The 23993-nt window shown below is 58.0% G+C and carries 15 protein-coding genes; 13 read left to right on the top strand and 2 right to left on the bottom strand.

Annotated features, from left to right (window positions below; genetic code table 11):
- Positions 1 to 40: 40 nt before the first annotated feature.
- From GSVR_RS19740 to GSVR_RS19770, 7 genes are all read left to right on the top strand, one after another.
- Positions 41 to 2920 carry a biotin carboxylase N-terminal domain-containing protein gene (locus tag GSVR_RS19740; RefSeq protein WP_173195513.1) on the top strand — a complete coding sequence of 960 codons (2880 nt, stop codon included), beginning with the start codon at positions 41 to 43 and terminating at the stop codon, positions 2918 to 2920.
- 135 nt (positions 2921 to 3055) lie between these two features.
- Positions 3056 to 4711 (top strand): methylmalonyl-CoA mutase, encoded by a 1656-nt coding sequence (locus tag GSVR_RS19745; protein ID WP_173195514.1) that lies wholly within the window; start codon positions 3056 to 3058, stop codon positions 4709 to 4711.
- Positions 4712 to 4748: 37 nt separating this feature from the next.
- Complete coding sequence (gene mce / locus GSVR_RS19750) at positions 4749 to 5156, top strand: methylmalonyl-CoA epimerase (RefSeq protein ID WP_173195515.1); 408 nt, start codon at positions 4749 to 4751, stop codon at positions 5154 to 5156.
- A 460-nt stretch (positions 5157 to 5616) separates the two neighbouring features.
- Positions 5617 to 7170, top strand: a complete 1554-nt coding sequence (locus GSVR_RS19755; protein WP_173195516.1) for a hypothetical protein — start codon at positions 5617 to 5619, stop codon at positions 7168 to 7170.
- Positions 7171 to 7280: 110 nt separating this feature from the next.
- On the top strand, positions 7281 to 8765 hold the full coding sequence (locus GSVR_RS19760; protein ID WP_173195517.1) for a VCBS repeat-containing protein: 1485 nt from the start codon (positions 7281 to 7283) through the stop codon (positions 8763 to 8765).
- Between the two features lie 70 nt (positions 8766 to 8835).
- On the top strand, positions 8836 to 10146 hold the full coding sequence (locus GSVR_RS19765) for an ATP phosphoribosyltransferase regulatory subunit (RefSeq protein ID WP_173195518.1): 1311 nt from the start codon (positions 8836 to 8838) through the stop codon (positions 10144 to 10146).
- A 4-nt stretch (positions 10147 to 10150) separates the two neighbouring features.
- On the top strand, positions 10151 to 11443 hold the full coding sequence (locus tag GSVR_RS19770) for an adenylosuccinate synthase (RefSeq protein WP_173195519.1): 1293 nt from the start codon (positions 10151 to 10153) through the stop codon (positions 11441 to 11443).
- A 187-nt stretch (positions 11444 to 11630) separates the two neighbouring features.
- On the opposite strand, the gene GSVR_RS19775 is transcribed toward GSVR_RS19770, so the two are convergent.
- Complete coding sequence (locus GSVR_RS19775) at positions 11631 to 15167, bottom strand: alpha-amylase family glycosyl hydrolase (protein ID WP_173195520.1); 3537 nt, start codon at positions 15165 to 15167, stop codon at positions 11631 to 11633.
- Between the two features lie 134 nt (positions 15168 to 15301).
- The gene (locus tag GSVR_RS19780; protein WP_173195521.1) at positions 15302 to 17188 is read right to left on the bottom strand and encodes a tetratricopeptide repeat protein; all 1887 of its coding nucleotides are present in this window, start codon (positions 17186 to 17188) and stop codon (positions 15302 to 15304) included.
- A 150-nt stretch (positions 17189 to 17338) separates the two neighbouring features.
- Here GSVR_RS19780 and GSVR_RS19785 point away from each other — a divergent pair, with 150 nt between their 5' ends.
- From GSVR_RS19785 to GSVR_RS19810, 6 genes are all read left to right on the top strand, one after another.
- Positions 17339 to 18187: an HDOD domain-containing protein gene (locus GSVR_RS19785; protein ID WP_173195522.1), complete on the top strand. Its 849-nt coding sequence runs from the start codon at positions 17339 to 17341 to the stop codon at positions 18185 to 18187.
- Positions 18188 to 18435: 248 nt separating this feature from the next.
- Positions 18436 to 18951 carry a peptide deformylase gene (gene def / locus GSVR_RS19790; RefSeq protein ID WP_173195523.1) on the top strand — a complete coding sequence of 172 codons (516 nt, stop codon included), beginning with the start codon at positions 18436 to 18438 and terminating at the stop codon, positions 18949 to 18951.
- Positions 18948 to 19904, top strand: coding sequence for a methionyl-tRNA formyltransferase (fmt, locus tag GSVR_RS19795; RefSeq protein ID WP_173195524.1), 957 nt, complete (start codon positions 18948 to 18950; stop codon positions 19902 to 19904). The genes def and fmt overlap by 4 nt, the downstream gene beginning before the upstream one ends.
- A 53-nt stretch (positions 19905 to 19957) precedes the next feature.
- Complete coding sequence (locus tag GSVR_RS19800) at positions 19958 to 20695, top strand: DUF116 domain-containing protein (RefSeq protein ID WP_173195920.1); 738 nt, start codon at positions 19958 to 19960, stop codon at positions 20693 to 20695.
- Positions 20696 to 20767: 72 nt separating this feature from the next.
- On the top strand, positions 20768 to 22366 hold the full coding sequence (locus GSVR_RS19805; RefSeq protein ID WP_173195525.1) for a response regulator: 1599 nt from the start codon (positions 20768 to 20770) through the stop codon (positions 22364 to 22366).
- Entirely contained in the window at positions 22363 to 23787 is a 1425-nt protein-coding gene (locus GSVR_RS19810; RefSeq protein WP_173195526.1) for a sigma-54 dependent transcriptional regulator, read from the top strand. The genes GSVR_RS19805 and GSVR_RS19810 overlap by 4 nt, the downstream gene beginning before the upstream one ends.
- Positions 23788 to 23993 lie beyond the last annotated feature (206 nt).

Below are 23993 nucleotides of genomic sequence, written 5' to 3' on the forward strand. Positions count from 1 at the left end.
GAATGTGATTCAACTTCGAATGAATTGGAGATAAAGACCAATGAATGATCTTTACATGAACAACCCCCTGATTCACCGTGACCGCCGCCTCGGGAGATCCGCATCCGAGTGGGTCCGCTCCTTTGCCTGCGAAGATCTGAAACCTCTGATCGTCTGCCGCGGCCCGATCCGCAAGGAAGCCATGGATGTCTTCGAAGAAATGGGCATCGGGCACTACGGCATCCTGCTTTCGGAAAAGGATTCGATCGTATATGCGAATGCACTGGCCCCGGAACTGCGCCAGTTGACTGATTCCAACCGGGTTCACCGCGTACCCGATTACACCGGAGCCAGCAAGGAGGAGCGCGTCGAGCGCATCGGACAGATCATCCAGATCGCCAAGGACAACGGCTACGACTCCATCTTCGCCGGATACGGCTTCATGGCCGAGGACGAAGAGTTCGTGGCCGCCATCGAGAAGGCAGGGCTCAGCTTCATCGGCCCCAACTCGCGTACCCAGGCCGACGCGGGCAAGAAGGACGAAGCCAAGCGGACCGCACTGCAGGTCGGTGTCAGCGTCACCCCCGGCATCAACAACGTCACAGCCCGCACACTGGTTAAAAAATACGGCACTCGCGAGAAACTGCTTGGGCTGGTCAAAACGCATGATCTGGCGGTCGACGCCAAGGTGCTGAACGACAAGAAACTCGCGCTGGAGGACCTGGCGGACGAGATCCTGTATGTTTCCTATGAAAAGGGGCTTGATCTCTATACAATCGAGGAACTGTGCACCCAGGTGGAGGCCGAGGTGGTCGCCATGTTCAAGGAGTATCCGGGCAGCCGCATCCGCCTCAAAGCCATTGGCGGCGGCGGTGGTAAAGGGCAGCGCATCCTGGGTGGCGCACTGCTCACCCTGAAAAATCCGACCGACAGGCAGATCAAGGATGCAGCCGCCGAAACCCCGACGCTGGTGCGCGAGGTGCTTAACGAGGTCAAGGCCAATGGTGTGGGCGACAACAAGAACGTTCTGGTAGAGCTGAACATCGAGCAGACGCGCCACAACGAGATCCAGCTGCTGGGCAACGGCGAGTGGTGCGTTTCCTTGGGGGGGCGTGACTGTTCCTTGCAGATGCACGAGCAGAAGCTGCTGGAGATTTCGGTTACCCAGGAGAGTTTGGCTCTGGCGATCGATAAGGCCAAGAAAGCCGGGCGCAAAGCGGAAGTCAAGGCCCTGGAGAGCGACCTGAAAGTGCTCAAGCGGATGGAAGAGGATTCCACCAAGTTCGGCGTGGCCGTGGGACTCGATTCTGCCTCTACCTTCGAATGCATTGTCGACCGCGACCGCTATTACTTTATGGAGGTGAATACCCGTATTCAGGTTGAGCACCGCGTTTCCGAACTGTGCTACAGCCTGAAATTCACCAATCCCAAGGACAAAAACGACTTCTTCATTGTCGAATCATTGGTGGAGGCCATGGCCCTCCTGGCCCGCCACAAGAAGCGTCTCCCCAAGCCGGAGCGCATCGCACGCTTCGGCGCCGGCGCCGAGGCGCGTCTCAACGCTACCGACTGTTCGCTTTCACCCCATGCCGGCGGCATGATCCGCTACTGGTCAAAACCGATCGAAGGTGAAATCCGCGACGACCAGGGTATCAGTCTGGTCAACCCCGATACCGGCATGTTCATGCGCTACAAGGTGGCCGGCGCCTACGACTCGAACATCGCGCTGCTGCTCACCAAGGGTGAAGACCGCCTGGAAAGCTACCGCCACCTTTCCCGGGTCCTTGGCAAGACCACCCTGCGCGGCACCGACCTTGCCACCAACCTTGAATTTCACTACGGCCTGGTCAACTGGTTCCTCGGGCAGAACGTCATGGCCAAGCCGACCACACGCTTCGTGGTTCCCTACCTGACCCTGGTGGGGCAGCTCAAAGAGGAAGCCAACAAGATCGATACCGTTTCCGCCTTCTTTCAGATGAAAAAGGCCTATGCCAAGCGGATGGCCGTGCAGTTCCCGGACGATCCGGCCGCCGGCAAGGCCATGTCGCAGATTCTCGATCGCAAGGGCACTCTGGTGACCCGGCCGATGGACAAACTGCTGAACGATCCCCACCTGCTTTCCGGGTGGCTCTCGATCAATCGTTCCAACTTCAGTATCGTGAAGCACAAGGTCGTCTGGCACGACAATCCCTTCGTAATCCTGGCCGACACCTACGACTATCTCAACATGGCTTATGATTCCAAGGCCCCGGCCGCGGAAGTAATCTGGGATCACGACAACGACCTGCTGCAGAAAGGGCTGCGTTTCTACGGCACGCTGTCGGAGCGCTTCAAACTCGGCATGCACGAGTTCGACAAGCTTTCCGCCCTGCTGGCAAAGGACAAGCCGCAGGGAGGTTTCAGCGTCGAAGAGTGGGACCTGATCCGCTCCTCGCATGTCGGCTACGAAGCAGGCCTGGAACTGCTCGGTATGCTGTTCCTGATCGCCGAGAACGTCAAATTCTGGGACTTCAAGGTTGAGGACGATCTGGAAGTCACCATTCCGGCCTCCCTGCATGATACGGAACTTCAGGCGCGCATGAAGAAGGTCCTGGTGCCCCCTCCCGCTACCAAGGCCGACGAGATCGTGGCTGTCTGTGGCGGGATGTATTACGGCCAGGAGGCTCCGGGGCTGCCTACGTTCGTATCGGAGGGCATGCATTTCGAGAAGGGCCAGGCGCTCTACATCATCGAGGTCATGAAGATGTTCAACACCGTGCGCGCCAGCTTCTCCGGCACCATCGACAAGATCATCATGCAGGGCAGCGACGGCACCATCGTTCAGAAAGGGCAGCCGCTGTTCAAAATCACGCCTGACGAGAAGTTCATCGAAGTAGATCCGAAGATCGTTGAAAAGGAAAAACGCGAACGAACAGCCAAGTACCTCGAGGCGGTGCTGTAGCAGGCTGTGATGAGGGGCTCCGCGGCATGCGCCCGCGGGGCCCGATCGCAAAGCATCCCCAGGGATGCTTTTTTTTCATCTTCAGGAGGAGACGCAAATCCCTCCCGCATATGAGTCAAAAAAACGGAGGTTGTGATGAGCATTACAGACAAGACCAAAGAGTGGAACGAGACGGTCGTGGCCAAAAATATCGTGCGTTCTCCTGAGCGCAGGGAGAACTTCAGAACGACCTCGGACATCGAACTGGAGCGCTGCTTCACCCCTGATTTCGAGTACCCTGGTTACGAAGAAGACCTCGGTTTTCCCGGTGCCTATCCCTTCACCCGAGGCGTTCAGCCCACCATGTACCGCGGACGTTTCTGGACCATGCGCCAGTATGCCGGTTTCGGCACCGCCAAAGAATCCAACGAACGCTATAAATACCTGCTGTCAGCCGGGCAGACCGGTCTTTCGGTGGCCTTCGACCTGCCGACCCAGATGGGCTACGATTCCGATGCCGCCATGAGCCAAGGGGAAGTCGGCAAGGTAGGCGTTGCCATCGACTCCCTTGCGGACATGGAGATCCTGTTTGACGGCATCCCCCTCGATACTGTCTCGACCTCCATGACCATCAACTCCACCGCGGCCATCCTGCTCTGCATGTACATCGCCGTGGCCGAAAAACAGGGCGTTTCCGCCGACAAGATCTCCGGAACGATCCAGAACGACATCCTCAAGGAGTACATGGCGCGCGGCACCTACATCTATCCGCCCAAGGAGTCGATGCGCATCATCACCGACATCTTTGCCTACTGCAAGGACCACGTACCCAAGTGGAACACGATCTCCATCTCCGGTTACCACATCCGTGAGGCCGGCTCCAGCGCCGTACAGGAAGTGGCCTTCACCCTGGCCGACGGCATCGCTTATGTTGAAGCCGCCATCAAGGCGGGCTTGGCGGTGGATGAATTCGCTCCGCGCCTGGCCTTCTTCTTCAACGCCCACAACAACCTGTTCGAGGAGGTGGCCAAATTCCGCGCCGCCCGCCGCATCTGGGCCCGTATCATGAAGGAGCGCTTCGGCGCCAAGGATCCCAAATCCCAGATGCTGCGCTTCCATACACAGACTGCTGGCTGCACGCTGACAGCGCAGCAGCCGGACAACAACATCATGCGCGTCACCATCCAGGCCCTGGCCGCCGTACTGGGGGGTACCCAGTCGCTGCATACCAACTCCCGTGACGAGGCTCTGGCATTGCCCACGGAAGACTCGGTCCGCATCGCCCTGCGCACCCAGCAGGTCATCGCCTACGAGTCGGGAGCAGCCGATAGCATCGACCCCCTGGCAGGCTCGTTCCTGGTGGAGTCCCTCACCGATCAGATAGAAAAAGCCGCCCTGGAGTATATCGAGAAGATCGACCAACTGGGGGGTGCCGTGGAGGCCATCTCCCGCGGGTATCAGCAGAAAGAGATCCAGGATTCTGCCTATGCCTATCAGAAGGCCATCGAAAACAACGACATGGTCATCGTCGGCGTCAACAAATTCGCGGTCAAGGAGCCCGCCCCTTCCGGCCTGCTCAAGGTCAAGGAAGAGGTCGAAATTTCGCAGAAGACATCTCTGGCCCAGATGAAGGCAGGGCGGGACAACGCTGCGGTGGCGGCTGCTCTGACACAGCTCGAAAGTACTGCCAAAGGTACCGACAATCTGATGCCGCATATTCTGGCAGCGGTTAAAACCTACGCCACCTTGGGTGAGATCGCCGATGTGTTCAGGAAGGTGTTCGGAAAACATACCGAGACGGTGGTGTTGTAGACCGGGCAACTACGCTTTATCCAGAAAGGGCTCTCCCATGAAGCTTACGAAAGTCAATCATATCGGCATCGCGGTGAAATCTCTCGCGGAAGCGCTCCCCTTTTACCGGGACAACCTGCGGATGGCCCTGCAGGGCATCGAGGAAGTTGTGGAGCAAAAGGTCAAAGTGGCCATGCTGGAAATCGGTGAGTCAAAAATCGAGCTGCTCGAACCGATCACCCCGGACAGTCCCATCGCAAAGTTTCTGGAGAAGAATGGCACCGGCATTCACCATCTGGCCTATGAGGTGGAGGACATTGAAGCCGCCATTGCCGTGCTCAAGGCCGAAGGTTCACGAATGATCGATGAGACTCCGCGGAATGGTGCACACGGCACCCGCATCGCCTTTATCCACCCCAAAAGCAGTAACGGAGTATTAACCGAGCTCTGCCAGTGTTCTCATTAGCGGTGTTCTTTCGCCTAGATACCACACAAACAATGTTTCATATTTTAATTCAATCTTTCCGGAGAGTTATGATTTTAATGTATTTTTTCCGCTTGACAAACGTTTGATTTACTATATAGTGCGCATAACTTTTTAGAACAGACCCTGAAACAAACGACCCTAGCGAGTAGCTAACCCATTGTTACATAGGCATTTTTTATGCCGCCCCTGGGAGCGAAGTAACTGTGAAAGGTTTCAGAATGACACTGAAAGTTATCTGCACGTTTATACCCTTTGGCAGCCTTGATACATAAGGCTGCCAAAGGGTATTTGTGTTTTGGGCACCGCATTATCGGAAGTCGTCATAATCTGTGCGAGGCAGAATCTACAGGAAAGGTGGTGGGAAAAAAGAAATATATTTTTTTGAAGCTGTCCCGTTAGCCGAATATGCAAGCATCTTATACAATTGAAGGAGGCACACATGAAGTTGAAGAAAACAGTTGCAATCGCAGCAGCAGCCAGCGCCCTGGCAGCAGTTTCCGTCCCGGCCATGGCCTTTGAGAATGAGTTCCACGGCACCTCCCGTCTTCGCTACTTCCTGTCGAACTATGAAAACGCCAATAAAGGGGGCGTTCTGTTGCCGTTGACCTCCGGAGCAATCAGAGGTCCGAATACCTCCGACACCACCGAAAACCTGAAGATGAACAACTACTTCGAGCAGCGTACCCGTATTTTCTACACCGCTAAAGCCAGCGACGATCTCAAGCTGGTAACCGGTTTCGAGATCGACTCGGTGTTCGGCGACAAGGCGCAGGGTGCGACCACAGCTGCGGGTTCTACAGTAAACGGTTCCACAGTAGTCGGTACCGGCAGGAATCAAGGTGGCGCCCTCGAGTCCGACACCGTTAACCTGGAGACCAAGTGGGTCTACCTCGATTTCAAAATCCCTTCCACTCCGGTACAGGTCAAAGCAGGTATCCAGCCTATCAAGGACCAGCTCAAAGGTGTCTTCTTTGATGCCGATATCGCCGGTATCCTGACCACCTCCAAAATCGGCGCTGCCACCGTCAATGCCGGCTACTTCCGCGGCTATGACCAGTCCTTCTTCGGTACCAATCGTCCTTACGGCATGGACAACCTGAACCTCGGCCTCTTGGAAGGCAAGTTCGCCCTCTCCAAAGACCTGAATGTGGGTGCCGTCTACTACCTGTACGACGATTCCCGCGGTAGCGTAACTGGTGTTGCTGATGCTAACGGTACCAACACCAACCTTGGCAACGACTTCCAAGTGCACGTATTCGGTGTGAACGGCGACGCCAAGCTGGGCAAACTCTCCTTGAGCGGCTTTGCCGCCTATCAGTACGGCATCATAAAACAGTCCAATGCCAACAGCGCTCACCTGAACGCCTATGCCGCCAACGTGGCAGCCAAGGCTCCGATCGGCCCCGGTACCCTCAGAACCGCCCTGCTCGTGACCTCGGGCAATGGCCAGAGCGACACCCCTGCCAACGGCCACCTGAAAGGCTGGGTCAGCATCGATCAGAACCAGAATAATTCTTGGGCCGGCAATGCCAGCGCCGTCAACACCTACAACGAGTCCGGCATGCTCCTGCTCAACCGTAATGCCGCCGCCAGCACCGGCACGACCGATACTTCCATCGTTTACAACACCGGCAACGGCACCAATCCGCTCAACGCACAGGGCGTCTACCTGGCCACTGTGGGCTACGATCTCAACATCACCCCCAAGTTCTACACCAACTTCAATGCCGGTGCAGCTTGGGCTGCCCACACCAACAGCCTCAAGCCTGTTGACAAGGCAACTACCATGCAGAATGCCACCAACTACATGGCTACCGAGATCAATCTCGAGACCGGCTACAAGATGTACGACAACCTGACTGCTAGCCTGCAGGCAGCCTACGTATTCCTGGGCGGTTACTACAAGAACTCTTCCTTCTACGGGACCCAAGCATCTCCCAAAGATCCGGAGAACCCCTACACCATCCGTACCAGCCTGATCTACAACTTCTAATCCGATATTCATCGGATGCCTTGAGGGCGGGAGCAATCCCGCCCTTTTTTTTTGACATGTTCTGCTGTTTTTGCCATAATCCGCGGGCATTTTCCATTTCCGGAGGAACAATGTCCAGACTGACCGCCCTATCTGTCCTGCTGCCCGCCATATTGGCGGCGCAAATTTCGCACGCCGCCCCATTGCGGGTGTTTGTCGCCGAAATAAACGCGGTTGGCGTACAAAATCGCGATGAGATGAAGGCCACCCTGCAGACGCTACTGGCCTCGCGCCTGAACGGCGAGCACATCGCTGCAGTCGGCAGTGCTTCGGAGGCGGATGCTGTCGTTACCGGCACGTATGTTACCATCGGCAAAGTTTTCAGTATCGATGCAACTGCAAAAGCCGCTAACGGCAAAATACTCACCCGCTCGTTCATCCAAGGGGAAAGCCAGGACGAGCTCATCCCGTCAATCGGTAAACTGGCAGAGAAACTGTCCGGCGAGCTGGTAAAGACTGCCGCCCCTTCTCCAACCGCATGGGCCCCATCGGCGGCTCCCTCATCAACCTCGGCTGCTTTTATAAAAAGCGATCAGCAGGCAGTCCGTGTCTCCGGCGGGGACTTCATAAAACCGCAGGATACCGTCCAAAATACCGGTGGCTGGACCAGCAAGCGCCTGAATGGCGCTGCCAATCTGGTCGCGGTCGGTAGATCCCTGGCTGATGGCGGCCGGGAGTTGTTCCTGGCCGAAGAGCGCCGTCTCGGTTTCTACCGGCAGGGGGCCGACATAAAGCTGGTTACCGAGGTGGAGTTCTCCAATGCAGAGAAGATCATCTCCCTAGACACTATGGAAGGTAACGATGGTGCCACGGAAATCTACCTCACCGTCATCCGCGCCGATGAACCGGCTTCCAAAGTTTTTCGGCTTCAGGGAGACAAGCTGGTTCAGGTGGCAGAGAATCTGCCCTACTACTTCCGTGCCTTCAGTCCGGCCGGTGGCCAAAAGAAGCTTTATGCCCAGTCCGCCGGCCGTGACGACGATTTTTATGGCAGGGTTTACGAAGCAAAGCGTGCCGGTTCATCCGTTACGCTCACCAATCCTGTTTCAATGCCGCGCTACGGCACCATCTATACCTTCAACCAGTTTCGCGACAAGGATGGCAAGCTTTACTGCGTGGTCATCAATCCCGATAACTACCTCGTTGTTTACGACGAGCAGGGTACCGAACTGTGGCGCAGCAGCGATAAATTCGGCGGATCAGAGCTTTATTTCCAAAAGGATGATCCCGCCAATGTCCGCGTTACCGGCGACCGGCGCTGGATTTTCATGAATCAGCGTATCCAGGTTACCGCCGCCGGTGACGTACTTGTCGGCAAGAACGACGGCTTCTGGGTGCTTGGCAATGCCCGCTCCTACAAAAAAGGCTCCGTCTATTGCATGACATGGAATGGGTCGACTCTTGAAGAAAAGTGGCGGACCCGCGATACCCAGAATTACATGCCCGACTATTTCCTGGACGAAGGCCGCAATGAGCTGATGATCCTGCAGACCGTGCAGCGCTCCGGCATATCTACCCGCGGTGCATCATCCCTTGCCATCAGGAAGGTCGAATAAAAATCGCCTCCTGTCCAACAAGATCTCTTCTGAACTCAATCAACGCAATTTCTGTCCAGCCTGGGATTCCATGACTGACACAACTCCTGACATATCCCTGCCCCGCGGCGTAAGTGACCTTTTACCGGACACTGCGGCCAAGATCGGGTACATCGAAAGCAAAATCCGGAATGTATTCGAATTGTGGGGCTTTCGCCGGATCATCACCCCGAAACTCGAGTACGAGGATGTCATTGCCATCGGCATGGGCGAGGAACTAAAAGGAAAGACCTTTCGCTTCGATGATCGGCAGACCGGACGCCTGCTGGCTTTTCCGCCCGACATTACCCCGCAGATCGCCCGTATCGTCGCAACGCGCCTCAAGAGCTACCCATTGCCGCATCGCATCAGTTACAGCGGACGCGTCTTACGGCAGACCGAAATGCAGACCGGACGCAGTCGCGAAATCTTCCAATCGGGTGTAGAATTAATCGGACTGGATTCGCCCGAGGCGGATGCCGAGATGATTGCAATGGCCGTGGCTGCGCTGCAGGGATTGGGCTTTGCCAACTTCAAAATTGATCTGGGCCAGGTAGAGTTCTGCCGAGGCGTGATGGCCGCTTCCGGGTTGGGTCGGCCCGCAATATTGGAACTGCAGCAGGCAATAGCCCGCAAGGACACCTCTGCGGTGGCGCGCATCCTGGCTGCCAACCCGGTTCCGGAAGAATGCCGAAAAGAGATCTGTGCCCTGCCGCGCCTGTTTGGCGGCCGCGAAGTCCTTGATCAGGCCCGGGATATCGTAGTCAATGATCGGTCGCGGGCCGCGCTTGAAAATCTTCGCCAGGTACTCGAAATTCTGGATATTCACGGCGTCAGTGACTTTCTCACCATCGATCTGGGGGAGACCCGCGGACTCGATTATCACACCGGCATCACCTTCGAGGGCTTTGTCAGTGGCCTGGGTGAACCTGTCTGTGGCGGCGGACGATACGACAACCTGACTGCCCGCTACGGTTTCCATGCACCAGCTACCGGCTTTACGTTCAACGTGTTGAGCCTGTTACAGGCCCTGGAACGCAGCCCCGAGTTGGAGGCCAGTACCGCTCTGGATTTCCTGCTGTTCAACTGCCGCGAGGACCGACGCGAGGTTCTGGAGGTTGCACGGCATCTGAGATCATGCGGTTACACAGCCGCCCGTGACATCATCCGCCGTGAATATGACGCATCCCTCGCCTACGCCCGACGCATGAACATACGCTGTATGCTCGTGATCGGCGACGAGGCCGAAAGGGGAGACTATCGCGCAGTTCGCGTCCGTGACGGTGAGACGCTTCGCATAGATCGTAACCTGCTCCAATGCGAAGCATTGATGGAATTTATCGACCAAACTCAGGGAGAATGACGATATGTCAAACGTAGTGGTAGTAGGCGCTCAATGGGGCGATGAAGGCAAAGGCAAGGTGGTTGACATCTACACCGAGTATGCCGACGATATCGTCCGTTACCAGGGTGGCAACAATGCCGGCCATACCCTTGTCGTCGGCGACGAAAAGGTGGTACTGCACCTGATCCCTTCCGGCATACTGCACGAAGGCAAGCGCTGCATTATCGGCAATGGCGTGGTGCTGGATCCGGAAGTATTCATCAGGGAAATCACTAAACTGAAGGAGTCGGGGCGCCTTCAAGACGACGACTGCCTGCTGCTGTCCGAATCGCTGCACGTGATCATGCCGTACCACAAGAGGATCGACATCGCCCGCGAAACCAAAAGCGGCGACAAAAAGATCGGCACCACCGGCCGCGGAATCGGCCCCTGCTATGAGGATAAGATCGGCCGCCGCGGAATCCGGCTGATGGATTTGATCAATGAGGAAGCCTTTTCGCGCAAGCTGCAAGAGTTTCTGACGGAGAAGAATTTTCTGCTGGAGAACCTGCTGGGCGAGAAGCCCTGCAGTTTCGACGAAATTCTGAACGAATACCGCGGCTACGCGGAGATATTGCGCCGATACATCGCAGACACGTCGCTGGTGCTGAGCAAGGATCTGAAAGCGGGTAAAAAGGTGCTCTTCGAGGGAGCCCAAGGCACTCTGCTCGACGTCGATCACGGCACCTATCCCTATGTCACGTCGTCTTCGACCTGTGCCGGCGGCGCCTGTACCGGTTCCGGCGTCAGCCCCCGGGATATCCACGAGATCATCGGCATCTCCAAGGCCTATGTCACCAGGGTCGGAAGCGGCCCGTTCCCGACCGAGCTCCTGGACGCCACCGGCGAACAGCTGCGCCAGACGGGAGGGGAATTCGGGGCTACCACCGGGCGCCCGCGGCGCTGCGGCTGGTTCGACAGCATGGTCATCAGGTATGCGGTGCGGGTCAACGGCCTGACCGGCATTGCCCTGACAAAACTCGACGTGCTCTCCGATTTCGACAGCATCAAGATCTGTACCGGCTATAGCTATCAGGGCGAACAGTTGGAAACCCTGCCGGCCGCACTGGAGATCTTCGAAAACTGTCAGCCGGTTTACGAGGAGATGCCCGGCTGGAAATCGGATATCACCGGGATCAGAAGGTTTGAGGACCTGCCCGAGAACGCTCAAGCCTATGTACGGAGACTTGAGGAACTGGCCGGCTGCCCGATCGTGATGGTTTCCGTCGGCCCCCGCCGCGATCAGACAATAATCCTGAAAAACCCCTTCAACTGAAGCACAGATATCAGATCCTGCCACGCAAAAAGCCCCCTCCGGAGATACCCGGAGGGGGCTTTTTTTCTTTTGCACCGCAGGAAAAAAATCATGAATTGGTGACATACGATCTTCTGCGACTCGGTGGATAGGCAGGCAGATGCACTAGCCGCAACATCGCACGATGGGGTCCGGCTCCTCCAACAGTCTATGTTTTTGTCGTTTTCGTCCGAGTAGCCCGTTTGACAGGTACTGCCTTTGCCGCCGGCTCGTTTACTTTCGGACCGCGTCCTGATCGCTTGCCTTTCCGGGGCGGCGCCACAAGTTGAAGAAACAGGGTGCCCCGGTATCCCGCATGACCGGCCTGTTCCGTAAGACGCTGCTCTTCACGGCATGCCGTGCCGAGCCGCACGGCAATTGTGCGCGGCGCCGGCTGTTCGCTAGAGCGGTCCACGAGGCGTACAATCAAAAGCCACTGCAGGAACTGTTCGAAGCGTTCCTTGTTGAACCACACCACTCCGCCGCTCTCGTGCACCACCAGGTATTCCCGGCAGGCGGGCGTGCTGAAGGCGGATTTGAGTACCACGGCGATTGAGCTCCGGATATCGTCGCCGCAGGCCAGCAGGGCGCGCAGGAGTTGCACCGTATCGCTGGCAGCCGGAATCTCCTCCTGCACCAGCAGCTGCTCGATAGAGTGATCCAGGCCGAAGTGATCCAGCGTATCGGGTCGAGCGTCATGCAGCAGCAACCAGCCGATCAGCAGCCGCATGCCGGCGGCAGAGTCAACCTGCTCCCGTGTGAGAGCTTGCCAGTGCCGAACATCCACAGCCTTGAACGACATGGCAAACAGGCTGTCAAGAAAGGCAAGTACATGCCGGATGCGTTCCAGTTTTGCCGCAATCCCGGACGCCGTACTACCGGTCTGGGCCGTAAGAATTGACAGGAAGCGCTGGGCCGAGTGAATCAGGGCCTGCTCAGCCGCCGAATCCGGGGGAGCACCAGCCGCCGCTACCCGTTCCAGCACCTCCTTGAACGCGGCGTTGAGCGACGCATAACGCACTTGTCGGCGTTCGACTTCGAGATTTGCAGCGCCACGTCCTGCCAGCGCCGCGCACAACCCGCTCCAGGTGCCCTCGCCGTCGTCGTGGATCTCCCGGAAGTCGACGAAGACAAAGAACTGGTACTCTCCCAGTTCGGCGTACAATCCCTTTTCCGCCAGTTCGGCTCCCGAACGCAGATATTCCAACCCGGTGGCAACATCCCTGAAGGAATAATACACAGCCGGGCCCGGGGAAATTCCCAAAGCCCCGGCCAGGGTAGTGCTTCGCAGTTCCGTATCGCCACCGGTCCCTTTGGCGGCAAATGAAACCGATTCTCTGATCCATCCTGCCGTTGTATCGTAGCGATTGTGGTACAGCACCAGGGCGCGGTGATCGCCTGCCCGATTGCTGTAGGCGAAGACATTCTCATCCACGTCGCTCCCAGCGCGGAAATCATAAAGCACGAAATCGGCCGAACCCGAAAAAAGCCAGCGCCGGCGCAGCAAGGGAAAGATCCACATCTCATGCCCGCGCACCAGCCCCTGGTCGACCGGCTCATCCCAGTAGGCTCGCTTGTATTCCATGCCATATTTTTCGTGCAATCCCTCCACCTGACCATGGCCGAACATCGGCAGCCCCGGCATGGTGACCATCATTACGCACGCGCCAAAGTATTTCCCCTGGGTACCGAATTGCTCGACAGCGGTCCTCTCGTCCGGGTTGTTCATGAAATTGACGAAGCGCTTGAGGACCTCGTGATTGAATTCGAGCACATTCCTGATTGTCTGGCGGTACTTGGCGTTTTCCTCCATCTTCAGCATGTTCATGAAAGCGCTGTTATAGACGCGATGCATACCCAGCGTCCTGACGAAGTAGCCCTCCATCATCCAGAAGGCTTCGGCTAGGAGCAACGTTCCGGGGGCCTCACGAGCCACACGGTCGACGACCTCGCGCCAGAACTCTACCGGAAAGAGCGCATCGAACTCTTCACGGCTCATGCCATGCTCGGAACGGGAGGGAATCCCCCCTCCCAGGCCCCGCACCGGGAACCAGAGGCGCTGGTAATGCTTTTTGGCCAGGGTCATGGCTGCATCGAAACGGATGATCGGAAAGTTGCGGGCCACGTGCAGGATGGTCTGAATGGTGGCCTCGCGCACCTCCGGCAGCAGATAGTTGAGCTGGGCCGTATCGTTCCAGGGAATACTGGTGCCGTCGTTGCCGTGATACATGTAGCGGATCCGTCCGGTACTCCGCTCGATATACCGGAATACCACGGCAGCCTCGGTTTTGGTCCAGTAGCCATCCTCAATCTGGATACAGATTTCGGGGGAGCGGGACAGGTCCTCGCCATCAAACTGATAGGTGGGAAAGGGGGGATAGTCGGTCTGAACGAACCAGTCGGGATGCTGGAGCATCCAGCGCGAGTAGATGCCGGTATGGTTGGGGACCATGTCGCTGGCCAGGCGGATACCGTGCCGGGCGGCGCGTTCCCGCAGGTTGGCGAGCGCCTCCCAGCCCCCCAGATCAGCGGCGATTTCGTAGTCGTACAGGGAGTAGGCCGAAGCAAGCGCATCGGGGTTGCCGCACAACTGCTTGATCCGCTGCGAGGCGGGTGAACGCTCCCATATGCCTATCAGCCACAGTCCGCTGAAGCCGGCGGCTTGCAGCCGCTCGAGTTCGGCCTCCGGTATCTGGTCAAGTCGGTCGATGGGATAGCCGTAGCGGCGGCTGAGCTGATCCAGCCAGACATACACCATCTTGGCCAGCAGAACCACATTGGACATCCAGTCCGCGTCCGCGGAAAACTGCTCATATTCCAGGTAGTCATAGCCGCCGAAGATCGAACTGCCGTCAACGCCCCCTCCGCGGGCCGTGCCGCCTTTCCCGAATTCCAGAACAGGGGGGGGGCCGGGAGGGCCACCCCAGGCCCGTTCCCGTTCTTCCTCCAGCAGCAGGTCAAAGGCACCGGTCAGTTCTTCCAGCATTTCCGCAGGCAGCAGCGAGCTCCAGTGAGAGCGGATGAACTCCAATTGCCCGGCAAGCGAGCCGGGTGAAGCCTTGACCGGCGCCCACAAGGCCTCGGCCAGGGTGAGCCCCAGCTTGCTCAACACGGGACCGTTGGCCAGAGTCGCGGTGAGGCCGTCCACCAGGAGTGGATAGCCTGAGTCGGCGGCAATCAGACCGCTGTCATCGAGTATCTCCCGGAAACTGTCGACGGCCTGATTGTGTGCAGCAATCCGGATCAACAGCAGCTCCCGCAGAACCGAGCGTTTTCGATCCGCGGCAATCGTGCCGTGATTGAGCCAGCCCCCGGGGTCGATCATCCCCGACAAGACCTCTCCGGGAGGGAACAGGTGCACAAAACTTCCGGCTACCCCCTCAAGTGCGGCAGCATCGATTCCGCTCCGCCCGAGCGCGTCCGTCAGCAGGCCGGGCGACTCTTCCTCGGCAATCACATCGATTACGTAGCGCTGGATTTTCTGGAGGGTTGCAAACAGATTGAGATGGGAGGCGTGCACCGGCGCCGGGGCATCGGGGCGCTGCCGGTTCAATTTCAGGGCAAGCTGGCGATAGAAGATGATGGCCGGAAGCCCTCGTTCGACGATCGAACGGGAAACAGCTCCCAGCTCAAGCGAGCGCCAATGCCGGGCAGATATCTGGATGACGTGGAGAAAGTACGGCAACGTACTGTGCTGTCGAGTCATTGGTGATCCACCCGTGGCGTGTGTTCAGCAGGATGTTGAAACTGGCGGGGGCTTGTCCGCTGTGTCCGGACCCTCATGCCCCCTGAACTCATTCATGCGGTGAATGGACGGTGGGTATTTACAGTGTCATAAGACTATTGCTGCTTCGCGGCGCCGCTCTTGGCGGCCTTGGCCTTGGAGGCTCCCGACTTGGCCTTCTTCTTGCCGCTTTTGCCCTTCTTGGAGCGCGAGGATTTCAGCTTCTTGCTGACTTTTCGCGGTTCAGGATTGAATTCGTCGCGGATGTTGTTCAGCAGGACAGTGGCTTCCTCGAGATTGGGATCTGCCTTCCTGGCAGCCTCCAGGGCCTCCTTGGCCTCACTGATGCGGCCGGTCTTCATGTACAGCCGCCCCAGGGCATTCAGGGAACGGGCATGGTCGGGCCTGATCTCGGTAGCCTTTTTATAACTGGTTATGGCACTTTCGTAATCTTTCCTGAATTCATAGATCAGGCCCAGCTTGTAATGATTGTTGGGGTCGTCCGGGAACAGTTCTACCGCCCCTTTGAGCAGATCGGTGATTTCATCGTACTGCTTGTTCTTGACATAGATCGATACCAGCGCGTTGCGGGCTTCCACATCGTCCTTCTGCTGAGCCAGCACCTTTTTGTAGTGCTCCTCAGCCTTGTCGTTCATACCCTTGGATCGGTACAGCGGGGCTATTTCCCGGTGGACGTCGATATTGTCGGGCGAATTTTTGAGCACCGCATTGTAGGCATCGATGGCGAGGTTGACTTCCTTGTTCTTTGCGAATATCCGCGCCAGCTTAAGCTGGATGTCGGGGCTGTCGGGCTTGAGCCGAAGAAACTCGCTGTACTGCTCCACGGCCTCCTGGTAAAAACCGCGGGTGTTCCAGATATCGGCTAGCCTCAGGTGCGCATCGGCATTGTCCGGCTTGACCTGGATAGCCTGTTTGTAGGATACGACCGCTTCATCGAGCTTGCCGTTCTTCTCGTACAGTATACCAAGGTTCTGATAAACGTCACTGCTGGTACTGTTGCGGTAGGCCGCTTCCCTGTAGGCGGCAATGGCTTCGTCGTTCTTTCCGGAAAGGCGGTAGAGATTTCCGATCTTCTCGTAAATTTCGGCGGCCTTTTCAGGCGAGTCTTTTAGCGAGGCCTTGAGGGACTCGATGGCGGCATCGGAATCCTGCGGATCATTGCCGCGCGTCTGAACCGAGGCTATCACCGCCGACTTACCCTTGCCCTTGCCTCCCAGCAGATACTGGTATTCAGCCTGCTTTGCATCGCCTTTCTTTTCGTAAATGCCGGCCATCATCAGGTGGGTTTCACGGTTCTGAGGATTAACGGCCTCGGCTTTTTTGAGCTCGTCGAGAGCCCTGTCAAGATCATCACGGCCGGAAAAGATCGCGGCCATGCCGATCCGCGCCTTTTCCTGGTTCGGGTCGGCCGTTACGGCCCGCTGGTATTCTTCCAGCGCCTTGTCCGTAAGCCCGGTGGTCAGGTAGATCTCCGCCAGGCTCACGAAGATGTCGGCCTCATTGGGCAATTGGCGTCCTGCCTCGCCCAAGTGGTAAACTGCCAGGGAATATACCTTGCGGTCTGCCAGAATACGTCCCATGGCCTTATGGTAGCGGGGATTGGAGACGGAGGAGAGGCCGCGGGCCAACTGGACCGATGCTTCATCCTGCATTCCCTTCTGCGCATACAGTAATCCCAGATTGCCGCTTGCCAGGGGAAATGAGGGCTGTTGCTGCAGCGCCTTACGATACAGATTGATGGCACCATCCACATTCCCTACCCGTTCGAGCTGCAATGCCGCCACGTACAGCCCCGGAGCACCGTCGGGACACAGCGAAAGAACTTCGGCCTCCTTCTGGCGCGGCCCATTCTCGCTCGAATTCTCCATCTGTCTGACCGTTTCCATCGCGTCCTTGCAGGCATTTCCACCAAACCCCCACTTGAAACCGCATAAAAACAGGACAGCGCTCAACACCAGGCAATATGAAAGAATTTTTCGCATGAGTGCTTCCTCGAAAGGTTCTGTAGTGGCGGGTGAGTATACATGCGTTCTGACATAAATTCAATGATCTAGGCTAATATGCTTTGTTTATTGGTACGTTTAGGCTAGAATGCGGGGAAGTTTACGGATTCGATCCATCAGGAGCAGGGCATGAAACAGGACCTTGAGCAGCTTATCATGAACGCCAGTGATCTGCCGACCATACCGGTAGTGGCAACCAAGGTGCTGCAACTTATCGAGAATGAAGAAACGAGCACCGAGGAACTGGCCAGGGTGGTGGAATCGGACCCTGCCGTAGCCGCCCGCGTGTTGAAGATATCCAATTCATCCTTCTATGGCTGCCAACGCCAGATTCATACCCTTTCCCACGCAATCACCATGCTCGGCTACAACACGCTGAAAAGCCTGGTCGTGGCGGCTTCGGTGAAGCAGGTTTACAAACCCTACGGCCTGACCGAAAAAATGCTGTGGGAACACTCATCCGGGGCGGGACTGGCCGCACGGATCATTGCCAATGCCAACAGCCTGATCAATGAAGAGGAGGCTTTTCTGGGGGGCCTGTTTCACGACATCGGCAAGATCATCATGAACATCATGTATAATCAGCAATTTCAGATGGTCATGCAAATAACTTATAACGAGGGAATTTCCTTCGAGGATGCTGAACAGCAGGTATTTTCCTATGCCCATGCCGATGTGGGCGCCCTGGTGATCAAGAAATGGAATTTCCCCGAGATACTGATGAATACCGTGCGCCTGCATCATACGTTCGACTTCAACGAGAACGAAGATCCGTACTTGGTCAAGCTTACCTGCGTGGTGGGACTGGCGGATCTTTTCTGCAAGAAGATCGGCATCGGTCTGCGGCACCCGGACAGCGCTCTCGTACTGCACGAGTCGCTGCCTGCCCGGCTGCTGAAACTGGACGAGACCCGTCTCGACTCCATGCTGGCCACGTTCGAGCATGTCTACGCCCTGGACAAAACCTTCTACAGCTGACGCCCTTTAATCCTCTGCCCACATGGGCACCAATCAGGTTCGAGCCTCTCCCGCAGTCTCCAAATCACGTTACAGGAATGCCCTTTCCCTTTTTTCCCGGACGACGCTCTTGTCGACCACACTGCGGAAACGCGCCCCATCCCGCGTTCAAACCAGGGAACACTGCCAGCCCAAATCAAGATGTAAATTGATTTTTTAAACCCGCAAATATATAATCACTCTTTAAATCAGTCCCGAGGAAGTCCATTATGATTCGCAAAATTCTTACATATCCGAATCCTGAGTTGAAAAAAAAATCGAGTCCCGTGACCATTATCACCGAAGCTGTCCGCGAACTGGCCAGGGACATGGCGGAAACCATGTATGATGCGCCCGGTATCGGCCTGGCCGCCCCCCAGATAGGCGTTCATCAGCGGGTAATCGTGATCGACACCGCTGAAAAGGATCAGGCCGAGGGGCTGATCACCGCCATAAACCCCGTCATAGTCCATGCAGAAGGAGAGGCCTACGAAGAGGAAGGGTGCCTGTCGGTCCCCAAGTATGCCGCCAATGTAAGGCGCCACGCCAAAGTGGTGGTCAAGGGACTCGACCTGGAAGGCAACGAGCAGACCTGGCGGGCCGAAGGGCTGTTGGCGATAGCTTTTCAGCACGAAATCGATCATCTCGACGGCATTCTTTTCGTTGACCATCTCTCGCCGCTCAAACGCGATCTGTTTCAGCGCAAGGCCCGCAAGATGATGGAAGACGCCGGGGAGGAACGATGACCGGCTGGCGAATTATCTTCATGGGCACTCCCGATTTTGCCTGCCCCACGCTGCAGACCCTGATCGAACGCAAGGAGAATCTGGTGGCAGTGGTCACCCAGCCCGACCGCCCCAAGGGGCGTGGTCAGAAACTGATGCCGCCGCCGGTCAAATCGCTGGCGCTGCAGCACGGCATCCCGGTTCACCAGCCGCTCAAGGTGCGCGACCCCGCCTTTATCGAACTCGTGCGAGAGCTACGGCCCGACCTGGTGGTAGTGGTGGCTTTCGGCCAGATTCTCCCCAAGGCATTCCTGGATATCCCGCCCCAAGGCTGCGTCAATGTACACGCATCCCTGCTGCCGGGCTACCGCGGTGCAGCCCCTCTCAACTGGTGCATTATCAACGGCGAGAGCCAGACCGGCGTCACCACCATGCTGATGGATCCCGGGCTTGACACCGGACCGATGCTGCTCAAAAGCGCCACCCCCATCGACGAAAACGAAGACATCCTCCAACTGCACGACCGCATGGCCGTCATGGGGGCCGACCTCCTAGCGGAAACGCTGGACAGTCTCCGGGCAGGAGCAGTGACTCCCGAAATCCAGGATGAAAGCCTTACCTGCTACGCTCCGCTGCTCAAGAAGGAGGATGGACTGATCAACTGGTGCCGGGATGCACGCTCCATCCACAACCAGGTCCGCGGCCTGGCTGCCTGGCCGGTGGCCCATACCTACCTGGAGGGCCAGCCGCTCAAAATCTACCGGACCCGTGTCGCAAACGGCTCCGGTCTGCCCGGCACGGTTCTCACGGCAGCACGCGGAGTGCTCGAGGTGGCCTGCCTCTCCGGCAGCCTGAAAATAGAAGAGCTCCAGCTGGCCGGCAAAAAACGCCTGGACAGCATCAGTTTCCTGGCCGGCTGTCCGGTCATGGAGGGTTCGGTGCTGGGAAGCATGACGGAGACCGATCCATCGTGACACACAAGACCGATATCACCACACCGCCGCGCAAACGGCTGTTCATATCCCTGATGGGCTTCACCTGCCTGATTTTGGTGGGCATCATCTTTCTGGCCTGGTGGATTCCCAACCGCGGCCTGGCCAACATTCATCCCAATCTGCCCCATATCGTCGGCATCATCGTGGCAGCTCTTTCGGGGGTGGCGATCTTCGGCACCGGACTGCTGGTTCTGACCACTGCTCTGGGCAAGGACATCCTGTTCACACGCTTCATGCGCCTGATCGTGATCAAGTTCCTGCTGCCGATGATAGAGGCGGTCGGCCGCTGCCTCGGATTGAACAAGGATGCCATTCGCCAGTCCTTCATCGCCATGAACAACAGTCTGGTCATTTCACAACGCCAGAAAGTCAGCCCGGACCGGATTCTGGTACTGCTGCCCCACTGCATCCAGCTGTTCGACTGCGAGATCAAGGTGACCGGAGACATCAACAAGTGCGTGCAATGCGGGCGCTGCGACATCAAAGGGCTGGTGGACATCGGCGCCAAGTACAAGATCGACATCTCTGTCGCCACCGGCGGCACCCTGGCCCGCAAAGTGATCGTGGAAAAGCGCCCCAAGCTCGTCCTGGCCGTGGCCTGCGAGCGGGACCTTACCTCGGGCATCAAGGATTGCTACCCACTGCCGGTAATCGGTATCCTCAACGACCGCCCGTTCGGCCCCTGCTTCAACACGAGTGTTGATGCCGCCAAAATCGACGCCGCCCTGAGTCAGATCATCACGCCTGGCAAGAGCGGTGAGTTTCCATAAAGCGCCATGCCCCCCCTCACAGTCCCTTCCTCCCCCGCCCCCTGCCCGAGCCATCTCTGAGGACATCCCGGAATGAACGGCACCCGCGTACTTATTATCGACGACGAGCCGATGGTCAGAAGCTCACTGGCGATATTCCTGGAAGATATCGGTTGCCATGTACTGCAGGCGGGCCATGGCAGCCAGGGGCTTGATATTTTCTTTCGAGACCGGCCGGACCTGGTCCTCACGGACCTGCGCATGCCCATACTGGATGGCTTCGGCGTAGTCGAGCGGTTGGCGGCCGAGGCGCCCGAAATTCCGGTGATTGTCGTTTCCGGTATCGGAAACATCCGCGAGGCGATTCATGCCATGCACCTCGGGGCATGGGACTATATCAGCAAACCGCTGGAAGAACTGGAAGAGCTTGAAATCACGGCCCGGCGCGTGCTGGAACGCGCCCGACTGCTGAAGGAGAACAGCGACTATCGCCTGCGTCTGGAGGATCTGGTCAGCCAACGCACCCGGCAGCTTGCCGAGAGCGAGCAGCGCTTCCACCAACTGTTTCTGCAACATGACGACGCCATTTTATTGTGCCGCGGCGGCAAGCTGGAGATCTTCGAGATGAACCGGGCGGCATGCACCCTGTTCGGCTACACCGGCCGAGAATTGATACAGGGCGGGCTTCCGCTCGTTATCGCTCCCGAGGAACTGCCGATGGTTTCGGCGGGATTGGCGGGGCTTTCGGACGGCGATATTTTCCTGCGCGAACAGATATCTGCCATAACAAAGGACGGTTCCCGGCTGACAGTTTCCATCAAGGGCTGGCGGGTCGTTTACGATGGCACGGTGATGCATTACTGCTCCATGCGGGACATGGGCGCAAAGATACGGGCCCAGCAGGAAGCCCGCCTGGCGCATTCCCGGCTGATTCAGGCCAACAAGATGTCATCCCTGGGGCTGCTTGTCTCAGGCATGGCCCACGAGATCAACAACCCCAACAATTTTATCGGGGTAAATGCCGCTCTCTTGCAGGACATCTGGGGCGATATGCGCCCGTTGCTGACGGAACAGGGCCGCGATCAGGGCATCACCCTGGGGGGGCTTGCCCTGGATGATGCGGCAGAAACGGGCGCCGGCCTGATAGCCGGCATCATACGCGGGTCGGAGCGGATCGCTGCGGTGGTTAAGGGGCTGAAAGATTTTTCCCGCAAAGATCCTGCCGGCCTTGAAGGGGTGATCGACATCAGGCGCGTGATCAGCGATGCCCGCACCATTCTTGACCACCATATCCAGGCCCGCACCGATCATTTTGAGATCGACTGTTCCGATGATCTCCCCAGCGTGCGCGGCAGTCAGCAGCAGATCGAGCAGGTGCTGATCAACCTTCTGATCAATGCCCTGCAGGCCCTTCCCGACAGGAGCCGCGGCGTGCGTGTCTCGGCGAGCCACGATGAACCGGCATCCGAAGTACTGCTGGCGGTCAACGATCAGGGCTGCGGCATGGAAGCGGATACCCTTTCCAAACTGACGGAGCCCTTCTTCTCCACCCGCATCAGTGAAGGGGGCACCGGCCTCGGACTCACCATCAGCTCCACCATCATCCGCGACCATGGCGGTACCCTTTCGTTCCTTTCCGAACCGGGCACAGGGACGGTTGCAACCGTGCGCCTGCCTGCGGAGCGCCCATGAGCGAGCAGACCGGATCAAGCGGTGCAGCTTCCCCATTCAGCGTCCTCCTGGTGGATGACGAGCAGGATGCGCTCTACGGCTATTCGGCCATGTTCCGCGGGGCCGGATTCACCCATGTTCTGACTGAAACCGACAGCAGGAGAGTGCTTGCGCTCATGGAAGCGCAGCCGGTTGATCTGGTGGTGCTCGACCTGCAAATGCCCCATCTGGGCGGATTCGAGCTGCTTACCCGCATCCGGGAGAGACATCCCCAGGTTCCGGTCATCATCGTCACCGCCGCCAATGAGCTCGACATGGCGGTGGCCTGCATGAAAGCCGGGGCTACCGACTATTTCGTCAAGCCGGTGGAGAAGAGTCGCCTTGTCGGCAGTGCCCGGCGCACGTTGGAAACGCACGACCTGCGCACGCAGCTCGACCGCCTGAGAAGCAGCTTGCTCGAGGAAGACGCCTGCCAACTGGACGCCTTTAACGGGATAGTCACCCGTTCCGAACGCATGCGGCGCATATTCCAGTATCTCAATGCCGTGGCCTGCAGCCCGCAGCCAGTGATGGTCACCGGTGAAACCGGCACCGGCAAGGAGTTGGCAGCCCGGGCCGTCCATGTCGCCAGCCGGCGCAGCGGCGCCTTTGTTGCCGTCAATCTGGCCGGCCTGGATGATCAGATATTCAGCGACACGCTCTTCGGGCACCTGAAGGGCGCCTTCACCGGTGCCGACCACAAGCGCGACGGGCTTATCGCGCGAGCCGCAGGAGGCACGCTCTTCCTGGACGAAATCGGCGACCTGCAACCCGGTTCCCAGGTAAAACTGCTGCGGCTGCTTCAGGATGGCGACTATTTTCCGCTCGGTTCCGATATCCCCCACCGCTGCGATGCCCGAATCGTCGCTGCAAGCCACCACGACCTGAACGGGCTCCAACGGGAGCACAGATTCCGCCCGGACCTGTATTACCGGCTGTGCACCCACAAGGTCCATCTGCCGAATCTTGCGGAGCGGAGCGAGGACATTCCCCTGCTGCTGGCCCATTTCCTGACGGAAGCCGCCCGCGATATGAATCGGAAGGTGCCCACCCCCCCGCCCGAACTTGTCCGCTACCTGCAGTCCTACGCCTTTCCGGGCAATGTCCGCGAACTGCGCTCCATGGTTTACGACGCAGTTGCGCAGCATTCCCGCGGCATGCTGTCGATGGAAAGCTTTCTGAGCTCCATCGCGAGCGCTACCGAAGCCGCCGCTTCGCCCCAGGGGGACCGGGATAACGTCCTGCGTTTTCCAAATAGCGCCCTGCCGACACTGAAGGAGGCGGAAGAAGCTTTAATCGCCCAGGCCATGCGGCTTGCCGAGGGCAATCAGGGACTGGCGGCCCGCTACCTGGGCATCACCCGCCAGGGACTCAACAAGCGGCTTAATCGACCGAAGAGCTGATCACCTTCTTCCGCAGCGCACCCCTGCAACGACGGTTGCCTCCCGACATCCGGCTGCACCCGCGCCACGCCCCGCACGCACGTCCCTGGCGCCGCATCCCTATCCGAACCGCGCAACAAACGTCGCACCCCTCCAGACCGCCCGAATCGTGCAAGCAACTGTAACTGCTCCGCTTATGCATTCGGCACGCCTTCTGCTTTGTTCCT

It is taken from the genome of Geobacter sp. SVR (assembly GCF_016865365.1).
Classification (GTDB): domain Bacteria; phylum Desulfobacterota; class Desulfuromonadia; order Geobacterales; family Pseudopelobacteraceae; genus Pelotalea.

Bases quoted from the DNA above. Each gene is read 5' to 3' on its own strand.
- GSVR_RS19760 (WP_173195517.1), top strand. From the start codon at position 7,281: ATGTCCAGACTGACCGCCCTATCTGTCCTGCTGCCCGCCATATTGGCG.
- GSVR_RS19765 (WP_173195518.1), top strand. From the start codon at position 8,836: ATGACTGACACAACTCCTGACATATCCCTGCCCCGCGGCGTAAGTGAC.
- GSVR_RS19805 (WP_173195525.1), top strand. From the start codon at position 20,768: ATGAACGGCACCCGCGTACTTATTATCGACGACGAGCCGATGGTCAGA.
- GSVR_RS19740 (WP_173195513.1), top strand. From the start codon at position 41: ATGAATGATCTTTACATGAACAACCCCCTGATTCACCGTGACCGCCGC.
- def (WP_173195523.1), top strand. From the start codon at position 18,436: ATGATTCGCAAAATTCTTACATATCCGAATCCTGAGTTGAAAAAAAAA.
- GSVR_RS19745 (WP_173195514.1), top strand. From the start codon at position 3,056: ATGAGCATTACAGACAAGACCAAAGAGTGGAACGAGACGGTCGTGGCC.
- mce (WP_173195515.1), top strand. From the start codon at position 4,749: ATGAAGCTTACGAAAGTCAATCATATCGGCATCGCGGTGAAATCTCTC.
- GSVR_RS19755 (WP_173195516.1), top strand. From the start codon at position 5,617: ATGAAGTTGAAGAAAACAGTTGCAATCGCAGCAGCAGCCAGCGCCCTG.
- fmt (WP_173195524.1), top strand. From the start codon at position 18,948: ATGACCGGCTGGCGAATTATCTTCATGGGCACTCCCGATTTTGCCTGC.
- GSVR_RS19810 (WP_173195526.1), top strand. From the start codon at position 22,363: ATGAGCGAGCAGACCGGATCAAGCGGTGCAGCTTCCCCATTCAGCGTC.
- GSVR_RS19800 (WP_173195920.1), top strand. From the start codon at position 19,958: ATGGGCTTCACCTGCCTGATTTTGGTGGGCATCATCTTTCTGGCCTGG.
- GSVR_RS19775 (WP_173195520.1), bottom strand. From the start codon at position 15,167: ATGACTCGACAGCACAGTACGTTGCCGTACTTTCTCCACGTCATCCAG.
- GSVR_RS19770 (WP_173195519.1), top strand. From the start codon at position 10,151: ATGTCAAACGTAGTGGTAGTAGGCGCTCAATGGGGCGATGAAGGCAAA.
- GSVR_RS19785 (WP_173195522.1), top strand. From the start codon at position 17,339: ATGAAACAGGACCTTGAGCAGCTTATCATGAACGCCAGTGATCTGCCG.
- GSVR_RS19780 (WP_173195521.1), bottom strand. From the start codon at position 17,188: ATGCGAAAAATTCTTTCATATTGCCTGGTGTTGAGCGCTGTCCTGTTT.